Annotated in this window: 16 protein-coding genes; 7 read left to right on the forward strand and 9 right to left on the reverse strand. The window is 45.0% G+C overall.

Annotated elements, in window-relative coordinates; translation table 11 throughout:
- Nucleotides 1–3: 3 nt before the first annotated feature.
- From POW22_RS02985 to POW22_RS03000, 4 genes are all read right to left on the reverse strand, one after another.
- Nucleotides 4–5559: an alpha-2-macroglobulin family protein gene (locus POW22_RS02985; RefSeq protein ID WP_272831088.1), complete on the reverse strand. Its 5556-nt coding sequence runs from the start codon at nucleotides 5557–5559 to the stop codon at nucleotides 4–6.
- Nucleotides 5560–5757: 198 nt separating this feature from the next.
- A complete protein-coding gene (locus POW22_RS02990) occupies nucleotides 5758–6087 on the reverse strand; it encodes a hypothetical protein (protein WP_272831089.1) in 330 nt (109 codons plus the stop codon).
- Between the two features lie 8 nt (nucleotides 6088–6095).
- Nucleotides 6096–6398 (reverse strand): antibiotic biosynthesis monooxygenase family protein, encoded by a 303-nt coding sequence (locus POW22_RS02995; protein WP_272831090.1) that lies wholly within the window; start codon nucleotides 6396–6398, stop codon nucleotides 6096–6098.
- Between the two features lie 8 nt (nucleotides 6399–6406).
- Nucleotides 6407–7474, reverse strand: a complete 1068-nt coding sequence (locus POW22_RS03000) for an isoaspartyl peptidase/L-asparaginase family protein (RefSeq protein WP_272831091.1) — start codon at nucleotides 7472–7474, stop codon at nucleotides 6407–6409.
- A gap of 206 nt (nucleotides 7475–7680) precedes the next feature.
- On the opposite strand from POW22_RS03000, the gene POW22_RS03005 reads away from it, so the two are divergent.
- The 5 genes from POW22_RS03005 to POW22_RS03025 all read left to right on the forward strand — a co-directional run bounded on the left by POW22_RS03005 (nucleotide 7681) and on the right by POW22_RS03025 (nucleotide 12797).
- On the forward strand, nucleotides 7681–8184 hold the full coding sequence (locus POW22_RS03005) for a CAP domain-containing protein (RefSeq protein WP_272831093.1): 504 nt from the start codon (nucleotides 7681–7683) through the stop codon (nucleotides 8182–8184).
- A 75-nt stretch (nucleotides 8185–8259) separates the two neighbouring features.
- Nucleotides 8260–8796: a 3-hydroxyanthranilate 3,4-dioxygenase gene (locus POW22_RS03010; protein WP_272831095.1), complete on the forward strand. Its 537-nt coding sequence runs from the start codon at nucleotides 8260–8262 to the stop codon at nucleotides 8794–8796.
- 212 nt (nucleotides 8797–9008) lie between these two features.
- Nucleotides 9009–10562, forward strand: a complete 1554-nt coding sequence (gene amaB, locus POW22_RS03015) for an L-piperidine-6-carboxylate dehydrogenase (RefSeq protein ID WP_272831097.1) — start codon at nucleotides 9009–9011, stop codon at nucleotides 10560–10562.
- Nucleotides 10563–10614: 52 nt separating this feature from the next.
- Nucleotides 10615–12009 (forward strand): MGH1-like glycoside hydrolase domain-containing protein, encoded by a 1395-nt coding sequence (locus POW22_RS03020; RefSeq protein ID WP_272831098.1) that lies wholly within the window; start codon nucleotides 10615–10617, stop codon nucleotides 12007–12009.
- 5 nt (nucleotides 12010–12014) lie between these two features.
- Nucleotides 12015–12797 (forward strand): hypothetical protein, encoded by a 783-nt coding sequence (locus tag POW22_RS03025; RefSeq protein ID WP_272831099.1) that lies wholly within the window; start codon nucleotides 12015–12017, stop codon nucleotides 12795–12797.
- Here POW22_RS03025 and POW22_RS03030 read toward each other — a convergent pair.
- The 5 genes from POW22_RS03030 to POW22_RS03050 form a co-directional block, all read right to left on the reverse strand.
- Nucleotides 12794–13519: a metallophosphoesterase gene (locus tag POW22_RS03030; RefSeq protein WP_272831101.1), complete on the reverse strand. Its 726-nt coding sequence runs from the start codon at nucleotides 13517–13519 to the stop codon at nucleotides 12794–12796. The genes POW22_RS03025 and POW22_RS03030 overlap by 4 nt on opposite strands.
- Entirely contained in the window at nucleotides 13516–14637 is a 1122-nt protein-coding gene (locus tag POW22_RS03035) for a TFIIB-type zinc ribbon-containing protein (RefSeq protein WP_272831102.1), read from the reverse strand. The genes POW22_RS03030 and POW22_RS03035 overlap by 4 nt, the downstream gene beginning before the upstream one ends.
- A 20-nt stretch (nucleotides 14638–14657) precedes the next feature.
- A complete protein-coding gene (locus tag POW22_RS03040; protein ID WP_272831103.1) occupies nucleotides 14658–15788 on the reverse strand; it encodes an SPFH domain-containing protein in 1131 nt (376 codons plus the stop codon).
- A gap of 137 nt (nucleotides 15789–15925) precedes the next feature.
- Nucleotides 15926–17062: an ATP-binding protein gene (locus POW22_RS03045; protein WP_272831104.1), complete on the reverse strand. Its 1137-nt coding sequence runs from the start codon at nucleotides 17060–17062 to the stop codon at nucleotides 15926–15928.
- Nucleotides 17063–17065: 3 nt separating this feature from the next.
- Nucleotides 17066–17824 (reverse strand): SDR family NAD(P)-dependent oxidoreductase, encoded by a 759-nt coding sequence (locus POW22_RS03050; RefSeq protein WP_272831105.1) that lies wholly within the window; start codon nucleotides 17822–17824, stop codon nucleotides 17066–17068.
- A 260-nt stretch (nucleotides 17825–18084) separates the two neighbouring features.
- Between POW22_RS03050 and POW22_RS03055 the strand changes: the two genes are divergently transcribed.
- The gene (locus POW22_RS03055; protein ID WP_272831107.1) at nucleotides 18085–19089 is read left to right on the forward strand and encodes an AAA family ATPase; all 1005 of its coding nucleotides are present in this window, start codon (nucleotides 18085–18087) and stop codon (nucleotides 19087–19089) included.
- Nucleotides 19090–19132: 43 nt separating this feature from the next.
- Nucleotides 19133–19999, forward strand: a complete 867-nt coding sequence (locus POW22_RS03060) for a DUF58 domain-containing protein (protein WP_272831108.1) — start codon at nucleotides 19133–19135, stop codon at nucleotides 19997–19999.

Genomic DNA, 19999 nt, shown 5'->3' on the forward strand with positions numbered 1-19999 from the left:
ATCTTATTGCTTGACGTTGATCCATTGCCCTTTCAAGCGGGCATAATAATTATCGCTATACATTGTAGCTACATGAGTGCCCGCCAAATAGTATCGGCCTAAATAAGAGGCATTCACCGTCATCTCAAAGGTCATGGACTTGCCTGCTCTTAGATCAAAGTAATAGTTGACGCGATCGTCTCGGATGTCTGTATAGCGCGCAGGATTCAAATTGCTCTGAGCAGCATCGGTAAAGCTGGTATTTACAATTTCCCAACCGCTCGGAATCAATTGTGTCAATGACAGATCGCGCAAATGGTCAATAGAACTGTTGACCACATTGATCTGAATTTTGAATTCCGTGCCTTGTCTAAGGTCGCTAATGTCTAGTTTATTGCCGTCCTTGTCCAAAAACTGCGTTCGCAAAGAGAGGTTCTTGGTTGCGCTGGATTCTGCACCCATAGGGTAACGCCCGCGTTGAATTAAAGAAGCATACACTCGGCTGCCTCCGGGATTATTTAAACTGATGGTATTATCACCCATTACAAAGGAAAGCTCCTCAAGCAGCATACTCTTTTCAGAGCTTAAGCTGCGGCTTTGTCCATTTTGATCCAGACTGACCGTAAAGGCTTTCCCTCCATTGATCTTGACCATTTTTCCTAGAGCTAATAAACTGTATGAGGTCTCCTGCGTACTGAGCCAATTACGACTGCTGAGTCGTGCTGCAATGGATTCTGCCATTTCTCGTTCGCGAGAATCTTGGACCAAAGTCATGATCTCTAGCGCCATGGCCATATTGCGTAGCGCCGAGCCATAGGTGTACCAGCTGTCTGTATAATCATTGAATTTTAGTGTGGCTCTATCCAACAATTCTAAAGCGGCTTTTTTGTTTCCAGTGAGTGCGTAGGCACCTGCCAATCGCCACAAGGCTGCATTGGTGAGTCCAGAACTTTTACGGAGTCTATTCATGGCCGCTAGTTCCGGTTGTCCGGCTAGAGCCAAGGTATACAAACGATAAGCCTGAGCATGCGTTGTATTGTATGAATGTGCCGCTTTGCGCCATTGTTTAGCTGCTAAGCGTTGGTAGCGCACCCAATTGGATAAGAATCCTACTGGCAGGGTATAACCTTGTTGCTTAGCCTCCAACATGAAGTGCCCGGCATAGGAAGTTCCCCAATCACTTGATGTTGATTCTCCCATCCAATAACCCAGTCCACCCGTACCGTTTTGGAATCGCCCTAAACGTCTAATGGCACTCTTAATATTCTCTTCCGTTTGTCTAGCCTGAGTAGAACTCATACTTACCAAATCCTTGAGATAAAGTTGCGGGAAGGCTCCAGAGGTGGTTTGTTCTACACAACCGTGCGGATAGCGGATCAGATAATCCAAGCGCTTTTCAAGGTTCATCGGTGGAATTGTGGAGAGCTCCAAAGTCACTTTGTTGCTTCCAGCTGTTCCAAAAGGAGTGAAGTTGATCTGCTGCTTGGCTCCGGGTTCTACCGTATAGATCTTTGCAGTTCTGCTGATGGGATTCGGGTTGTAGATATCAATTTCTAGAGGATAAGAAGCTTTGTGCGCACCACTTTGCGCCAATACTTTGATCTCTTGCACCTCGTTACTGGCCTGAATTTCATATTCAAAATTGACAATTTGCTCTCCCGGTTTATCAAAACGAACCGTTTTAACAGCATCACCCACAGGTTTGAGACCGTCCGTTGTTTCTATGCGGATCTCAGCTTGTTTTACCTTTGGATCCATAGCGAAGACAGTCACTGGGAGCGTTAGTTTTTCTCCCGGAGACAGCTTGCGCGGCACGGAGGCCAAAACCATTAGCGGTGTTCTTACCGGGGTTACTTGTTCTGCCCTGCCATAAGCTTGTGTGGCATTGTCTCCTGCTACCACCATGGTCTTTACCGAGCCGATATAATTAGGCATGGTCAAGGTATGGGTAGCAGACTGTCCTGCTTCAAGCTTGAAAGGACCTAAATAGCTCACTACTGGTTTAAAGCGATCAGCCTTTCGGTTTTTAGCGCCAGCGGCTTCATCACCACCTCCCACTGCAAAAACATTATCCACCTGCGTTGAGAAGGCACCCATGACCAAATCATAAATGTCAAAGGTTTTCACCCCAAGTGCTTGACGTGCGTAAAAGGCCTTGTGTATATCTGGAGTGCTAAATCGAGTCAGATCCAAAAGTCCTTCATCTACAACGGCTATGGTGTAGGTCATGGCCTTTCCGTCAGTCTCAGAAACGGTCACCATATAATTGGATTCCGGTTTGAGTTCTTGAGGCATGCTCAGTTGTGGTGACAGTTCTGTTTCTGGGTTGTTTACCATGATCGGCACCACCCCATAAAGCCGCATGGGCAGATCGTTTTTGGTACGCTCATGAGGTTGTAAAAGCGAGATGTTCACATACACATTCGGTGCCATTTCCGCAGTGATCTCAAATTCATAAGTAGTGCTCTTCTCTTGCGTTGTAACCCACTCATAATTCAAGACTTCTGTACCATTTTCTATGCTGATCAGCGCCGTGCTTCCCAAACTTGAAGGGAATTGAATGCGCGCCTTTTCACCCACGGTATAGTTGTCTTTGTCTGCATTGAACAGGAGCATTTTTGCACTTTCTGAACCAGCCTGCCCAGTTTGCCACCAATCTTTAAAGAAATAAGAGGTGATCCCTGTAGCATGTCCGGAGGCTTCATCCATCACTCGGATCAAATAACGGCCACGCTCCTCATCTGCGATCTGTAGGTTGAAAGTGCCTTTTCCGTTGGCCGCTGTTATAACCTCAAATTGCTGCTTGGGTCTGTAAACGCTGCTGTTTTCGTATCGAGATAGATTATCGCGCCCACGGTTCCACCACCAACGCCAAGAGATCTCAAAGACTTCAACGGTGAGTTTTCTGTTCGCTGCCGGCTTTCCTTGGGCGTCCACAGTAACCACTTCAAATTCATGATCCCTACCAGTCTCAAAGGAACCATATCTACCCAATTTGGGTGATTTAAGCCCCACAAAGTTTGTATAGGGAGCTAGGGATTTGTTGATCACATCAATGGAGAAATCGCCTCCACCTTCATAAACCTTGGTAACAAAAGATGCCTTAAGCATGCCCGGGGCCTTATCGTTGAGTTGAATGGTTTCTGAAAAGTCCAACTGTCCTTCACTGTTGAGATCGCCCTCCATAAAGCTGAATTGTGAAGTGTCAAAGCTGCGAACAGGATCATTGAAGCGATAGTTGCTATAGTCTTTAAAGGGAGCTGAGGCTTCTGCCAAAGTCAATTCCAGAGTCGCTTTGAGGTTGCGAGCAGGTGCCCCGTGCAACCAAGAACTTTGCAAACGGCCTGCAATAGGTTTCGTCGCTTCAAGTACAGTATCGTCAAAATCGAGTTGCACTTTAAGTCGATTCGGTTTGATGGTCGCTACCCTCAAGGTTTTTCCAAAACTGGCTCCACCCACTTTTACTGTTGCGTTCCAATTGCCTGTCGGCGCCTCTGCTGAGGTGGCAATTGGGAAGTAATAGAAACCGTTTACGCTTCCCCGAACAACCCTGCGCTCGACAAGTTTTCCGCGAGCGTCCGTCAGTTCTAATTTTACAGGATGATCTTCTGGTAAGGGATTGACCGCATCGTTCAAAACAAAGGTCAAGTGGATGCTGTCTCCAGGACGATGCACACCGCGCTCGGTGTACAAAAATCCTTTCAGTCCCTTTTGTACGCTGCCTCCAGAAACATCGAACTTACTCAAGGAAAGCGCCATGCCATCATCCACACGGGCATAGGCATAATTTGAACCATTTTGAGCTACGACAAAAGCCGCTTTCTCATCGGTATCAAATACAATTTTGCCTTGTCCATCTGTGGTGCGTTGGGCTATGACTTGCTGCTGATAGTTGTAAAGTCCAACTTGAACGTTGCCCGTAGGCCTGGAGCTGATCAAGTTATTGGTGAACACATGATAGGTACTGTTGTTCCCTTTTTTAACTGTGATCCCAAGATCAGAAGCGAGGAGATTGGTACGCACCAAACGCTCATCATTATAGTAGGCGGGGTGGCAGGGATTTTCGCGCTCTTGCCAGTTGTAAGTGTAGTTGCGCCAGCGGTAAATTTCATTGTCCCAATAGCGGGTTTCTAAAGCGTCTTCCTCAGCATTATCTAGACTGCCATCCTTGGGAGAGTCGTCGTAGTATTCTTCGTAGTATTCGTCTTCATATTCGGCCTCTTCTCCGGCTAAAACAGCTTCACAAGCAAACATGCTGTACTGTGGCTTGAAGCTAAATTCAACGCGATACAGGCTTCCCGGACTGGCTTGGAAAAGCTCGGTTAGGTCCAAAGCATGGGCCTTCCAACTGTTGGTTGCACGCAGGTTGGTATCTACCAGTGATAGGGTCTTTTTAGCTACACGTCTACCCACGCGTCGCAAATAGTAGTCTTCTGAATTGCTCAACAAAGACTCTTGCAGAAATTGCAAGACATTATCTTGAAAGATCTCTACTACGCGCACATCTACCTGAGCCAGGTTAACCGTTTCAAAATAGATGGGGTTGTTTTGCGCATTGGGTAAAATGGTTCCTTTAGAAAGTAGACGCACCTCTGGTTTGAGAGGGTCAAAAGAAACAGCTTCTGTATAACTGCTTTTTAGCTCATAACCATCTGTGTTTTTAAGGCCCGCAAAAACGGTAAGATTCATGCTTCCTTCGGGTCTTGTGGCGGGATAGATCAGTAGCGAATTTCCATCAGCTTCAAAACGTAAATTCTCATCGCCGCCCAAACTTACAAGGCCTCTAAAATCCTGATCTTCATCAATAGGGTCGGAGAAATTAATGGACATTCTGGTGCTTGGCGCCTGAGAAATACTCACATCTAAAACCGTGAAATTGTTACGGCCTGGAATGGTAAAAGAGGTTACATTACTATTGTCTGCCCCTATGGGTTTTCCATCCCAACTAATTGCAATTTGGCTGTCTTCCTCTGCGCGATTGATGCTATCAATCACAAAGCTGTAAAAGTTATTGGCTCCACTAAGTGAGTCCCATTTGATGCTGAGTTTGGATCCATTTTGAATAGCGCTGATGAGCTTTCTAGCCTCTGACAGATACAGTCCATCTGCAGATTGAAGATTGCCCTGCAGAAACTGATAATTTTTGTCATAAGACTGTAATTGCCCCAGATCTATTTTAAAGTTGGGCTTTATGGTCTTAAAGGAAAATGTGAATTGACGTTTGTCCGCGGGGAGGTCTTCTAAAAAGTCAGAGAGCTTTACGGTGACCGTGTATTCCGTGTCGGCTTTAAGGGGTTCATTCGGACTAAAAACCAAAGAGCGACCGCTTTGAAGCTTTAAAGTTCCCTCAACCTTAGGACTGATCTTGAAACTGCTTGCTGACAGGTCTGCTTCGGCATCAAAATTAGGTAGTGCCCTTAAAAAATCTAGCACCACAGGAGCGTGAACAGAGCGTACGCCTTGGGTGTGATAAGAGAGGTAGTCTCGGTATTGAAATAGTTGATCGTCTTGAGAAGATTTAGGCTTACAGGCAGTTGCGAGCAGTAGTAAAATAAGACTCGCGCGGAATAGTGACTTCATAGTCGGAGATGGTTTAACGTCAGTAATTAAAGGTACAAAAACTCTAGGTCCATAGCGGACCGGTTAATTCCTGAAGTTAAAGTGTAAGGCCTTCGGAATAAGGCTCGTCGGTGGTTGAAGACACTTAGATAACGCAGCTTTTTTTAATTGCGTATGCAGCAGGTTTGAATTTGGGAAGAGTTTAACTAAGCACCCCTTCTAAGTTTTGAGTAATGCCTTTTGATAGATCTCCAGAATTTGTCCGTTTCCTGTGTGTTGGGAACCCTCACTGAACTCAAAAGTGTCGCCCACGGAGAGTTTTCCCTTAAAGTGATCAAAGGATAAAATTGCAATGTCTGCAATAATGGTTTCACCTGGTTTTACCGAATCTCGGCCTATAAATTCTTGATGACCGGAGGTATAATAAGTTGGTTCAAAAGGAAATCTTATGGTCGGTCTTATTCCAGAGTTGGCAGGATGGGTTCGACCGCCTTCTTCAGTAGAAAAATAATCGAGCTTGGCCCGAAAATGAAAATCACTGGTTCTCATAAAAGCGATTATTGCTCAAAATCATACTCCCGTTCCACTTTACAGACCCGCACTTTATAGCTGGAATACCATTGGGTCTTCCCCATTTTCTGAGCTAAAAGATGATCGGCTTGTTGTTTCCATTGCGCAATGGCCTCTAAAGAATCCCAATAACTCACGGTGATCCCCAATCCGCTACGCGCACTTTCAATGCCTAGATAGCCCGCCTGTTGCTCAGCGAGCTCTTCCATCAGTTGCGCCGTGGCCGAATAACCTTCTAAGTCATCGGTTTGATAACTGCTGAAAATAACCGCATAGTAGGGTGTTGTCATGGAACCCATCAGTCTTTATAAATACCAATAACTAGATCACCAGCAGCGTTCATATGAGCGCGGTACATGCCTGCAGTATTGAATTCCATAGCGATGTTACCGTCTTTGTCAATAGCAACAATACCACCGTCACCTCCAAGACCTCCAACTTTATCGTGAATAACTGTACGAGCTGCATCTTGAACGCTCATGCCTTTATATTCCATTAGCGCAGAGATATCATGGGCCACCATGGCACGAATAAAGTATTCGCCCCAACCGGTAGAGGACACTGCGCAAGAGGCGTTGTTGGCGTAAGTTCCGGCTCCAATAATTGGTGCATCACCAATTCGGTTCCAACGCTTGTTGGTCATTCCTCCTGTTGAGGTTCCCGCGGCAAGATTGCCGTTTTTATCTAGAGCTGCACAACCTACAGTTCCGAATTTATAATCCTTGATATAAGGGTCTACAAAGGCAGTTTTATCGTCGTGATCTAACTGAGTCTTTTGTTGTTCTTTAATGCGCTGCAAACTGTTGTAGCGATTCTGGGTGAAGAAGTATTCCGGATCCACCATTTCAATTCCGCGAGTCTCTGCAAAGATCTCCGCGCCTTTCCCGGCTAGCATTACATGGTCAGAATTGTCCATTACCTCGCGGGCCAGATCAATGGGGTTTTTAATACGAGTGACTCCAGCCACAGCTCCAGCATTGAGTGTTTTTCCATCCATGACGGAGGCGTCCAGTTCGTTGGTTTCTTCATGCGTGAATACCGCGCCTTTTCCTGCATTGAATAGCGGAGAGTCTTCCATAACATTAATGGTGGCCGTTACCGCATCCATGGCGTCGCCACCTTCTTCCAAGATCTTATGCCCAACGCGAATCGCCTTTTCCAAGGTTTCCTTGTATGCGATTTCTAAGGAGTCGGTCATATTCTTCTTTAATATGGTACCCGCCCCTCCGTGAATGACAATCCCAAATGTGGGTTCAGTAGAAGTCGTTTCTGAAGTGTTTGCTTGCTGATTTTGAGTAGAATCTGAGTTATTTCCGCAGGCGATCAGCAGTGAAAATGTTAAAACTGAAAAAATTTTTCGAATCATGATTTCGGCGCTTAGTGTCTTACGAATATACACTAAAAAGCCCACAGTTACTGGCATAGTCAAAATTCTAGATTGTAGGAAATTAATATTACATTCTGACATAAAATATCGATGAAATGCATAATTCATAGCTGAAATGCAATTATTTAGATTTTTTTTCTATATTTGAACCAGCATCAAGCCCCAAATCTGATGCTCCCCGTATTATGAACCTACTTAGAACCAGCCTCATGGCAGTGGTCTTACTTTTTGTGGCCACTTCCTGCTCCAAGGACGAAATTCCTGTGGAGCCAGAAACGAACTTTTCTGTGGATCTCAGCTTGGCCAACAAAACAGATTGGACCATGGCAAATGACATTCTCGTCTTGGTGAATGATCACCGCAGAAGCTTGAACCTTGAACCCATAAAGCTAGATCGCCAATTGGCAACAGCTTATGCGGTTATGCACACCGAATACATGATCGATAACGAACGCATTAGCCATGATGGTTATGCACAGCGTTCTCTGGCACTTCAAAATGATGGCGCTCAGAGCGTGGGTGAAAACGTTGCCCGCGGCTACCGATCTGCAGAAGATGTGGTCAATGCATGGCTCAACAGCCAGTCACACCGTCGCGTAATTGAAGGTGATTACACTCATTGCGGCTTTGGTGTTATGCAAGATTACAGAGGAACGTTTTACTTTACACAGCTCTTCTATTCGGAATAATTACGCTTAGTCACGCACTTTTATATTCGCCGGAATCGCCGTACTTTTAGTGTCAATCACTAATTATACGGCGCCATGGCACTATCAAGACCCTTTAATCTAAACAACTGGTTGGAAGAGAATCGCGAGCTTCTCAAACCGCCTGTTGGCAATAAAAATCTCTACGTCGATGCTGATGATTATATCGTTATGGTTGTGGCGGGTCCTAACGCGAGGAAGGATTACCACTACAACGAGACCGAAGAGCTCTTCTATCAATTAGAAGGAGAGATTGAGGTGGTTGTCCAGGAAGATGGCCAACGCGTTGTTATGCCGTTGGGTCCTGGAGATATGTACTTACACCCGGCTAAAACGCCGCACTCTCCTGTGCGCAAAGAGGGTTCTATTGGTTTAGTTATTGAGCGCAAACGCGCTGGGCAAGGGTATACCGATGGCCTTTTGTGGTTCTGCGATAATTGCAACCACAAACTTCACGAAGTCTATTTTGAACTCCACGACATAGAAAAGGACTTCCTTACACACTTTAAAGAATTCTACAACTCAGAATCGTTGAGAACCTGCGATAATTGTGGGCATCAAATGGAGGCAGACGCCCGTTTTACAGCAGATTAAACTTCCTTTAAGAATTTGGCGAAATCGTTTGCGAATGACTAACTTCGCAGCACAATTTTATTGTCAAAATTTATATGAAATGAACACAAACAAATTTAATTGTTAGTGAACCTACAGTAATAATTAAATTTTTTGTGTGAAAGCGAAGCGGTTGATCTATGCAGATAATTTTTATTTGCTTGATTGCCACACTAATAAAAATTATCAAATAGATGAAAGCAGTTGCAACGTCCTTTGGAATGGACAAAGCCCTTAAAGCACTTGGTCTTGAGGGGGTAAATCAAGGAACATCAACAGGATCTGATTGGTTCTCTTCTGGAGATGAGATCGCCTCGTATTCTCCGGTAGATGGACAGTTGATCGGAAAGGTGACCACCACCACCAAAGAGGACTACGAAAAAGTAATGCAAGCTGCGACCACAGCTTTTAAAAGTTGGCGTGTAATGCCTGCTCCGCAACGCGGAGAAGTGGTGCGTCAATTTGGAGAAGAGCTACGCCGATTGAAAGAGCCTTTAGGAAAGCTTGTTTCTTATGAAATGGGTAAATCCTACCAAGAAGGTTTGGGTGAGGTTCAAGAAATGATCGACATCTGTGACTTTGCTGTTGGGCTTTCGCGTCAATTGCACGGACTTACTATGCACTCAGAGCGCCCGGGACACCGTATGTATGAGCAATATCATCCACTTGGAGTAGTTGGGATCATCTCGGCCTTTAACTTCCCAGTAGCCGTTTGGTCTTGGAACACGGCTTTGGCTTGGATCTGTGGAGATGTATGTGTTTGGAAGCCGTCTGAAAAGGCGCCACTTTGTGGAGTTGCTTGCCAAAAGATCGCTGCTCGTGTTTTTAAAGAAAACGGATTGCCAGAAGGTATTTCATGTCTGATCAACGGAGATTATAAAGTGGGTGAATTCATGACTACAGACGGCCGTGTACCACTCGTTTCTGCAACAGGATCAACTCGTATGGGGAAAATCGTTGCTCAGACTGTAGGAGCGCGTCTTGGAAAGTCCTTGTTAGAATTAGGAGGAAACAATGCGATTATTGTTACCCCAGATGCGGATATTAAAATGACCGTGATCGGTGCTGTGTTCGGTGCTGTGGGTACTGCAGGACAGCGTTGTACTTCTACCCGTCGATTGATCATTCACGAAAGCATTTACGATCAAGTGAAGAACGCCGTAGTAGATGCATACAAGCAATTGCGTATAGGAAACCCACTAGATGAGAACAACCACGTAGGACCTCTTATTGATACGGATGCAGTTGCGATGTACCAAAAAGCCTTGGACAAGGTAGTTGAAGAAGGTGGGAACATCGTAGTACCTGGAGGTGTTCTAGAAGGAGAAGGATACGAAAGTGGTTGTTATGTAAAACCAGCCATTGCAGAGGCTGATAACTCTTATGAGATCGTTCAGCACGAGACCTTTGCGCCAGTATTGTACTTATTGAAGTATTCTGGAGATGTTGAAAATGCCATTGAAGTTCAAAACGGAGTTGCTCAAGGATTGTCATCTGCGATCATGACCAACAACTTGCGTGAAGCGGAGCGTTTCTTATCCCATGCAGGATCTGACTGTGGAATCGCTAACGTGAATATCGGAACCTCTGGTGCAGAGATCGGTGGTGCTTTTGGTGGTGAGAAAGAAACTGGTGGTGGACGCGAGTCTGGTTCTGATGCTTGGAAAGTGTATATGCGCAGACAGACCAACACCATTAACTATACTACAGATCTTCCACTGGCTCAAGGGATTAAATTCGACTTGTAGTCGCGGACTAAATCAGATTGATTTAGTATTTTCATAGACCAAATTACGGTTTATGGATAGAAGAGATTTTTCAAAGAATATGGCCCTTGCTGCCTCTACGGTTGGCTTGGGCCTTTTTAGTTCCTGCAAAGAACACCCTCAAGGCGAACAAGAGAATGTCTGGGTTTCAGAATTTGAAGAGGGCTATTCGGTGTCTGATGAGCTCTCAAAACGTATGTATGACAAGGCGCTAGAGATCACCAAATCAAAAGTGCGAGGAGGCGATAGCGAACCTTTCTTTAAAGAACCTTTTATAGACGCGGCCTTTTCTCCCAACATCTTTTTATGGGACACCTGCTTCATGTGTTGTTTTGCTAAATATCACATGGACGAGCTACCGGTATATCAGGCCTTGGATAATTTCTATGACCGGCAAGAAGAGGACGGTTACATCTGCAGAGAGTATCGTCAAACCGGCGAACCGCTTTGGCCTAAAACGCATCCGGTTTCTATCAATCCACCACTTTTGGCATGGGCAGAATGGGAACTCTATCGCGTTTCTCAAAACAAGCAGCGCTTGGAAGATGTGTATCCCATACTTTTGAAGAATTTTGACTTCCATGTGAACACCTATCAAATGGAAGACGGACTCTTTTATGGAGATACTTTAGGTATGGGGATGGACAATATTCCCAGACAACCTCGGGATTGGGAGCCTACAGAAGGCAATGGCTTAACCCACCATGAGTTGGGTGATAAACTCGCTGCCATGAATGAAAGTCCGGAAGTTAAGCTCAATTACTTCATCAAAGAATATGTCAACACCAAACAAGGCGTGTGGAACAAACAGGCGCGTCTGGTTGATTTCTCTGCGCAAATGGGCATGTTTGCCCTGCAATTGATTGATATTGCGGATGCTATTGGTCAGACTGATGAGGTAGAGCGTCTCAAGGCATTTCACGCAAAGCTAAAGACAGACATCAATACACATTGCTGGTCAGAAGAGGATCAATTCTATTACGATCTCGGATTTGGCAAGCAGGTAGTTCGTCGTCATATTGGAATGTATTGGATGCTTCTTGGCGAGCTGGTTCCAGAAGAGCGCATGGAGTCGTTTTTGGGCTATCTATCGGACCCCGAGGAGTTTTACAGGTTGACACCATTACCTGCACTTTCTGCTGCCGACCCGGACTATGTGGGTTGGGGCGATTACTGGCTAGGCGGCGTTTGGGCGCCGACAGTGTATATGGTTTTAAAAGGATTGGAGCGTATCAGGAAAGATGAGCTCGCCAAAGATCTTGCTACAAAAGTATATCGTTCTGTGGCAACAGTCTTTGAAGCCACCGGTACTTTCTGGGAGAACTATGCTCCAGACTTGGTCGCTTATGGAATGCCTGCTAAGAAGGACTTCTGCGGATGGACGGCATTGATCCCGATTGCAGTGTATCACGAATTCATAAAATCATAATCAGCATGGCAAATTATAAAGCAAATCATTATCCAATAATTACAGTTGCAATGGACGGAACCGTTTTGGGTTATGATGCGATGGCAAAAGCACATCCACTCTCCAAGCCAGGAATGGCCAGTGATATTTCTGTAGGTCCAGATGGCACACTCTGGATGGTATCTACAGAAACAGATCCCGACGCTGGAGGCAAGAAGATCTATTGGAGCAATGCGGATGGCAAATGGACAGAAATTGACGGAAAAGCTCCCGGAGGATTCCGTGTATCAGGCTGTGAAAACGCTTCTTGTGTATACATCACTAACAATTACGAGCTGTATGGATACAACCAAGAGAAGTCGTCCTTTAAACTATCTGAGCATGTTTATGATATAGATTATAGCCACGGATATTATTGGGGATTGGTTCCGGAAAAACCGGGAGGGATTCCAGTATTACAATTCGCTTCTAGTAATAACGCTCCTTTACAATGGACAGTATTTAAAGGTAATGTAGAGGTGACAAGTATATCGGCCACAGATCAGGCCTGTGTGGCTTTGGTAGATCAGATTCCGACCTTATTCAAGTTAAAAGGTCAGGTACAATCGCCAATGTTCCCCGGAATCACGCAGCGCGCCATGCAGATCAGTTCTAAAACTACTACCAATGCCATTGTGAGTTTTGAAGCGAGTGAGCAAGGGAATCAAGTGCTTGTTTTGTCCTCCTCTCCCTCTGAGCAAGAGGCTTATCGACCTATTGGAGATATTCAAGCCGTAAAAATGACCACCTCTTATTTTATTCCCGTTTAATTTCTCCCTGATTCGTCAGGATAGAACTCTTGAACAGGGTCACTGGTGTAAATCGCTTTGGTTGCCACATCAATTGCAGAAAGCGGCCCTTTATAGGCAGCCGCGGTATCTATATTCCAAACAGTTGCGCAATTCACCACGCTTTGCTCGCCAATTTTGGTAACGGGAGTATGACCAATGTAGATCTCCTTGAATAGCTTCAACCTTTTGGGGTATCTGGGATGATCCTCGGGCATATTAGGATCAAGAGCACAAGCCATTTCCCATAGGGTTCGGTCCCAATAAACCATATTAGGGTAGTATTCATGCTGAGGCCCATGGGGATTGGTGAATCCTGCGTGGACAAAAAGGCGGTTGTCCTCATCGATCCAATAGTTCACCAATTGGTCCAAGAATTCTACATGTTTGGCTTTATAGGCTGCGGATTTGTCCGAGTAATTTGCCTTGGTCACTTCTCCGCCTGCCGCTAACCACAAGGGATTGTTGGAATGCACTTTAAGGTGTTGGGATAATAAGTAGTCGTGATTTCCGCGGATAAAGATGCACTTATGTTGCTCGGCAAAATCAATTAAAAACTCAATGGTATTGGCTGCATCACTCCAACCGTCCACATAATCACCTAGAAAGACAAAGGTATCCTCCGCAGTAAAAGGAATACGCTCTAAAAGCTGCTTTAACGCCTTAAGACCACCATGGATATCACCTATTGCGTATGTGCTCATTGTTGTTTGTCTGCCAGATCTATAAAAAAGATGATCAACACGATAGCCGCAATAATTCCTACCACTAGGAAGAAGATCTTCCAGAAGGAATACGGGCGCTGCCCAGAAAGCGCTCCAGTTTGTCCATTGACAAAGAAGTTGTACTGCTTGCCTTTAAAGTTGTAGGCGCTGATATAGATCGGCAGCAAAATATGCTTAAAGGTCTCATCGGTAAGTTTCATATTCATAGAAGACACCCGCTGAGTGTCTCCGCCAATATCTCTACACACCCAGTTGTGGGCAATACGCTTGGCTTCTTTGTTGGATTCAATATGTCCTTCTTTAAGTGGAATGGTGTACTTCTCTGTGACAAAACCGGCCAAAAAAGAACTGTCAAAGGCTTGAAGTTCTTTGAGATTCCAACGCGCAATTTTGTTGGGAATTCGCCCGGATTTTTGCTGAGAGGCTTTGATCAGGGTGTCGTCTACAAACCCAGAAATACTTCCGCTTGCGGGAGACCAACGGGTTCTGCGTTCCTGTCTCATGCGCGTGACCGTTTTTCCATTGACCGTCGTGGTATATGGAACCGAAACGTAATAGTAGTCCCCGCGTTGCCCCGTGTAGGTGGCAAAAAGTTGGGCGTCAAAGGTCCAATAAGGCACATAAAGACCTTTGGTGAACTGCGGATCTAAGGCTGCTTTTTGGAGCTTGTTCGGCGCAAACCACAGCTTTTTCACCCAAGCCTTAAAAATGGTGTGCGCCTTTTCTTTGGTGAGCTGAAAAGGCACTATAGCCCCAGGAAGAATCCAAGCTTCTTTTTGCTGGTCTTCAATGATCAGCGGCATGCTGCAATACACGCAATGCAAGGATTTGTAAGTCTCTTCTATATGCTGATTGGCTCCACAGTTCTTACACTGAATTAGGGAGATTACTTCACTGTGAGAGAGGTGCCCAAGTTCTTCCAAATACGGACGAAGTTCCAACTCTTCAAAGCTATTCTCATCTGTCGTAATGGTTTCACTGTGGCCACAATATTCACATTGCAACTCGGTGGTACCAGGCGCATACAGCAGTTCCGCCCCGCAATTGATACAGGCCTTCTTTAATTCTGATTTAGACTTGGGCTGTGCAGCCTCCATCGGTTATGTGGGTTCTGAGATTAAGCAGGCAGTGGCGGTGGGGTCGCTCCTCCTAAAAAGGCTTTTAATTCTTCAACGTCTTTCAAGGGCGCCCAGGCTCCCATGCCTTGCTTCCAAACCAAGGAATCTTTGTTCACGGTTCGGTTGGCAAATAATGCGCGTAATTGCTCAAAACTAACAGGTCCGGCTTGTTGTCCGTTGTAAGCGTAATAGTATTGTACTGCTGCTGGCATTGGTGGCGGCACGGCTCCTGTGGGAGCCGCTGCAGGCGCTGCAGCTTGTCCTGTAGTTCCCATGAGGCCTCCCATTTGTTGGGCGAGCACAAAGCCCATTCCCATGCCCATTCCGGCGCCGGCAGTTCCGCCTTCGTTGGCGGCTGCCGCCTCGATGGCTTTGGCTGCTTTGAACTTAGCGAGTTTGTCCAGATCCAGTTTGTCAATACGGCTGTATTCAAAGATCTCCTTTTTAAGATCTTCCGGCATAGAGACATTTTCAATAAAGAATTTCTCCAGCGAGATCCCGACACTTCCAAATTCAGGTTGCATGACCTCTTTACAGGTTTCACTGAGTTCGGAAGCGTTTGCTGCATAGAGTTCGATCGGTAAATTAGCCTCTCCAATAGTATCTGTAAAACGAGTGGCGATCAAACTTTTAAGGTGCTCGTTGATCTCAAAGTTGGTAAAGTTGTTGTCCGTTCCAACAATGTCCACGATGAACTTTCCAGGATCATTGATCTTAAAGGCATAGGTTCCAAAGGCTCGGATCTCCACCAATCCAAAACGATCATCGTTTAGTGTGATCGGGTTTTTAGTTCCCCATTTCTCATCGGTGAATAAGTGAGTGTTTACAAAATAAACCTCAGCCTTAAACGGACTGTTGAAACCGTACTTCCATCCTTTTAGAGTAGCGAGGATCGGTAGGTTCTCGGTGTTTAAGGTATAGGTTCCCGGTTCAAAGACATCGGCCAGCTCTCCTTCATTGATAAAGACCGCTGTTTGTCCTTCACGCACAATGAGTTGTGCCCCGTTCTTAATTTCATTCTGATAGCGTTCAAAGCGATGACAGATCGTATCATCCGTATAATCCAGCCACTCAACAATGTCAATAAATTCGTTGCTGAGTTTCTCTCTAATCTTGTCAAAAAGCCCCATAGGTAGATAGTGTTTAATGTTGATGGTTAAAGATAGGAAATTAGCGACTTAATTGGGTTATCAAAACTTTACTTAACCGCGCTTCCGTTTGATTAGTGTACTTGGACGGATTTTGTTACACTTTGTACAGTCAACCCTCAGCTATACTTGACTTTTCTGAGGATTCTAATGCACTCTCTGTAGGATTCATAAACCGATTTGCTGTAGGCTTTTAAATAGGGTTTAGCCTCAACCAAGCGATCCTTGGCATCAGAAAAATCGTTGAGGTAGCAGATCAAATACGTACTGGGTAGATTACGGATGTCTTTGGTCTCCATTTTTGTCAATGGAATTTGTTTTTTGAGCTTTTCCAAAAGGGCATTGCTGGCGTTGTAAAAATGATGCAAGGTCTTTTTATCAAACTGTGGTGGGTCAAAAAGCAATTCTGTATCAATGGTGTAAGATCCGTTGTCCTCAAATTTAATGACCACCTCTTCTAAAGGGTAGTATTTAGTCTGATTGTTTAGCCCCAGCGAGACGTATTCCACAATTTTGAAATAGTCGTCATTGTACTTTATGCTGACCTCATCCAGGGCAGAATAGAACAATCGCTTCTGCTCGTTGATCAGCTCAATATCCACTCGTGAATAATAGGTTTCTTCATCCACTTCTTTGGTATGGCCGGCCCAACAAAGCACGAACAGCTCCTTAAAAACGCGGTAGTGGGAGGGCATATCGGAATGTCTATTATTGATAAAATCAATAACTCCATCCAACGTAAGCTCTATATTGTTTCTGGCGTGCTGCTCTATGGCCGCAACGATCTCAGAATTGTGATCCACCAATTCAATGTCAAAGACTTGTGGTTTGGAGATACTGCCCTCTCTAAAGAACACCGTGCCACCCCAATACTTCCAGATGTTTTTGCGTAAGGAAGTGATCTCGTTTATGGGTCTAATCGTCACCAATCCCACTACTTTTCCGTCTTCTAAATCTGGGAAGTTGATGTTCTCGTATTGGATCTGAGGCGGATTGGTCAGGTAGGCGTTGATGAGGTTTTGGATCTTAGAATCGTCAAAGAAGTCCACCCCCAAAATCTCGTTATTATTGTCCTCAACCCCAATAATGATGTATGAATTGTTAGCTGGATTGGAGTTACTCAAAGCACAGATGTGCTTTAAAAATTTGGCTTTGCCTTCTTTGGATCCGATGTCGATTTTACGCTTTTTGTCATAGAAACTGCTCTCGTCATTGTGGGCGAGCAGGTATTTGACCAAAAGGCGTTTGTTGATCATTCTTTAGACGCTCTTGTTTACGATCATGGATGACGCCTGATCCACACACATCAAGGTGAGATCGGCGATGTTTACATGAGGAGGTCTGGTCACGGCGAACCAGATCGCTTCTGCGACATCTTGAGGTTTTAAAGGCGTGTAACCTTGGTAGACTTTATCTGCCTTTTCAGTATCGCCCTTAAAGCGCACCTCGCTAAATTCTGTTTGTACCAAGCCTGGATTTACCGCGCCAACGCGGATTGGAGTTCCATTGAGATCCATTCGCATACCTTGGTTAATGGCATCAACGGCATGCTTGCTAGCACAATAAACATTGCCTTTGGGATACACCTCTTTACCCGCGGTAGAACCAATATTGATGATGTGTCCCTTCTCTCGGGCTAACATTCCTGGTAATACTGCTTGAGTTACATAAAGCAGGCCTTTCACGTTGATGTCAATCATGGCATCCCAATCGTTGCTGCTGCCGTTTTGTATAAGGTCCAAGCCGTGTGCGTTTCCAGCATTGTTGATCAGTATATCTAATGTTTTGAAGGACTCGGGAATGCTCGCAATAGACTCATTTACAACATCTTGGTTGCGAACATCAAATTGTAGCGTGTGTACTGCAGTCAATGCAGATAGTTCTTGCGCAATGCTTTCTAAACGCTCGGTTCTGCGTCCGCACAGAACCAATTTTACGCCTTCTTTAGCCATAAGTCTAGCAGTGGCCGCGCCAATCCCTGAGGTTGCACCGGTAATTAAAGCAATGGAATTTTTCATCTTTTAAGGCAATTTTAATGTTGAAAATAATGCAATTTTTTGCACTTTTAGATGCGCAAAATTTCACTCCTGAATCCAAACGTTATTTTCCTCTTAAAAACAGGTCTTAAAATTTATAAAAATCGCTTATTTCTCAGGCATTAGCGCTCGTTATCTTATCAAGAACTTTTAACCAACTGTTAACAAGAGTTTTCGCAGAAAATGGGCAATTTGCGCATACTAAAATTACCATCTAAAAAAATTCAGAAAAAAGAGCATTTATGGAACAAGCTACGGCAAGTGTTGATATAGGAGCATTAAATGCAAAAATAGAACAAGAGAGCGCCTTTGTGGACCTGCTTACTTTGGAAATGAACAAAGTGATCGTGGGGCAAAAGCATATGATAGAGCGCCTTTTAATAGGACTACTCGGGCAAGGACACATCTTGCTTGAAGGGGTGCCGGGTCTAGCAAAGACCTTGGCCATTAATACCTTATCTCAAGCAGTACACGGCAGTTTTAGCCGTATTCAGTTTACTCCGGATCTACTTCCGGCGGATGTGATCGGAACCCTGATCTACAACATCAAAGAGAACGATTTTAGCATCAAGAAAGGACCGATCTTCGCCAATTTTGTCTTGGCAGATGAGATCAACCGTGCGCCCGCCAAGGTGCAATCGGCCTTACTGGAAGCCATGCAAGAAAAGCAGGTGACCATTGGGGATGAAACCTTCAAATTGGACCGACCATTTCTAGTAATGGCAACCCAAAACCCTATTGAGCAGGAAGGAACTTATCCACTGCCAGAGGCTCAGGTTGACCGTTTTATGCTAAAGACCGTGATCAACTATCCGCAGCAGGCAGAAGAGCAATTGATCATTCGTGCTAACCTCAAAGGAGCCTTTGAAAAGGTAAACCAAGTGGTGACGTTAGAACAGATCACAAGGGCGCAACAAGCTGTTCGTGACGTGTATATGGATGAAAAGATCGAGAAGTACATCCTGGATATCATCTTCGCTACACGTAATCCGAAGCAATACGGATTGAGCGAATTAGAAGGCTTGATCGGATTTGGAGCTTCGCCTCGTGGTAGTATCAATTTGGCCATGGCCTCTAAGTGTTATGCATTCATAAAGCGCAGAGGTTATGTAATTCCAGAAGACGTTCGTGCTGTGGTACACGATGTATTGCGCCATCGCGTTGGAATTACCTATGAGGCTGAAGCAGAGAATATCGACTCCGTAGCCATTATCAACAAGATTGTCAATCAGATCGAAGTACCATAGAAGCGCACCTTACTAACCCAGACAAACCCAAGTCAGCAGAGTAATGGATACAGCAGCACTTCTTAAGAAAGTTCGCAAGATAGAGATCAAAACCCGCCGCCTGAGTGACCACATCTTTGGGGGTGAGTATCACTCTACCTTTAAGGGTCGTGGTATGACCTTTAGCGAGGTGCGTCAATACCAGTACGGTGATGACGTACGTAATATTGACTGGAACGTTACGGCGCGTTACAACGAACCTTATGTGAAGGTCTTTGAAGAGGAGCGCGAACTTACCATGATGCTGTTGGTAGACGTCAGTGGTTCCGAACTTTTTGGTACTAAGGAGCAGTTCAAGGAAGAATTCATCACCGAGATCGCTGCGACCTTGGCTTTTTCCGCATTGCAAAACAACGACAAGGTTGGACTGTTGCTCTTTTCAGATCAAATCGAACTATTTATTCCGCCTAAAAAAGGAAAGTCTCACATCTTGCGCATCATTCGAGAGTTGTTGGAACACGAGCCTAAAAGCCGCAGAACAGATCTTGATCAGGCTTTGAAGTATCTGATCAACGTCATGAAAAAGAAGGCCATTGTTTTTGTGCTTTCTGATTTTCTCACTGATGATTACAAGGACACGGTAAAACTTGTTGGCCGTAAGCACGACTTGACCGGAATCCGCATTTACGATCCTCGGGAGGAGGAAATTCCCAATCTAGGAGTGGTACAGATGCTAGACGGAGAAACCGGAGAGACTCTTTTGGTCAATACCGGATCCAAATCCGTCAGAAAAAATTATAACCGTTATTACCGCGATCGTGTGGAATATTTTCAAGAGGTGTTCTTGAAAAGTGGTAGCGGACAACTCTCTTGTAGAATCGATGAGAGTTATGTGAAAAAACTATTGGGATACTTTAAAAACAGAGCCTAA

Origin of the sequence: Gilvibacter sediminis (assembly GCF_028561565.1) — a bacterium.
GTDB classification, from domain to species: domain Bacteria; phylum Bacteroidota; class Bacteroidia; order Flavobacteriales; family Flavobacteriaceae; genus Gilvibacter; species Gilvibacter sediminis.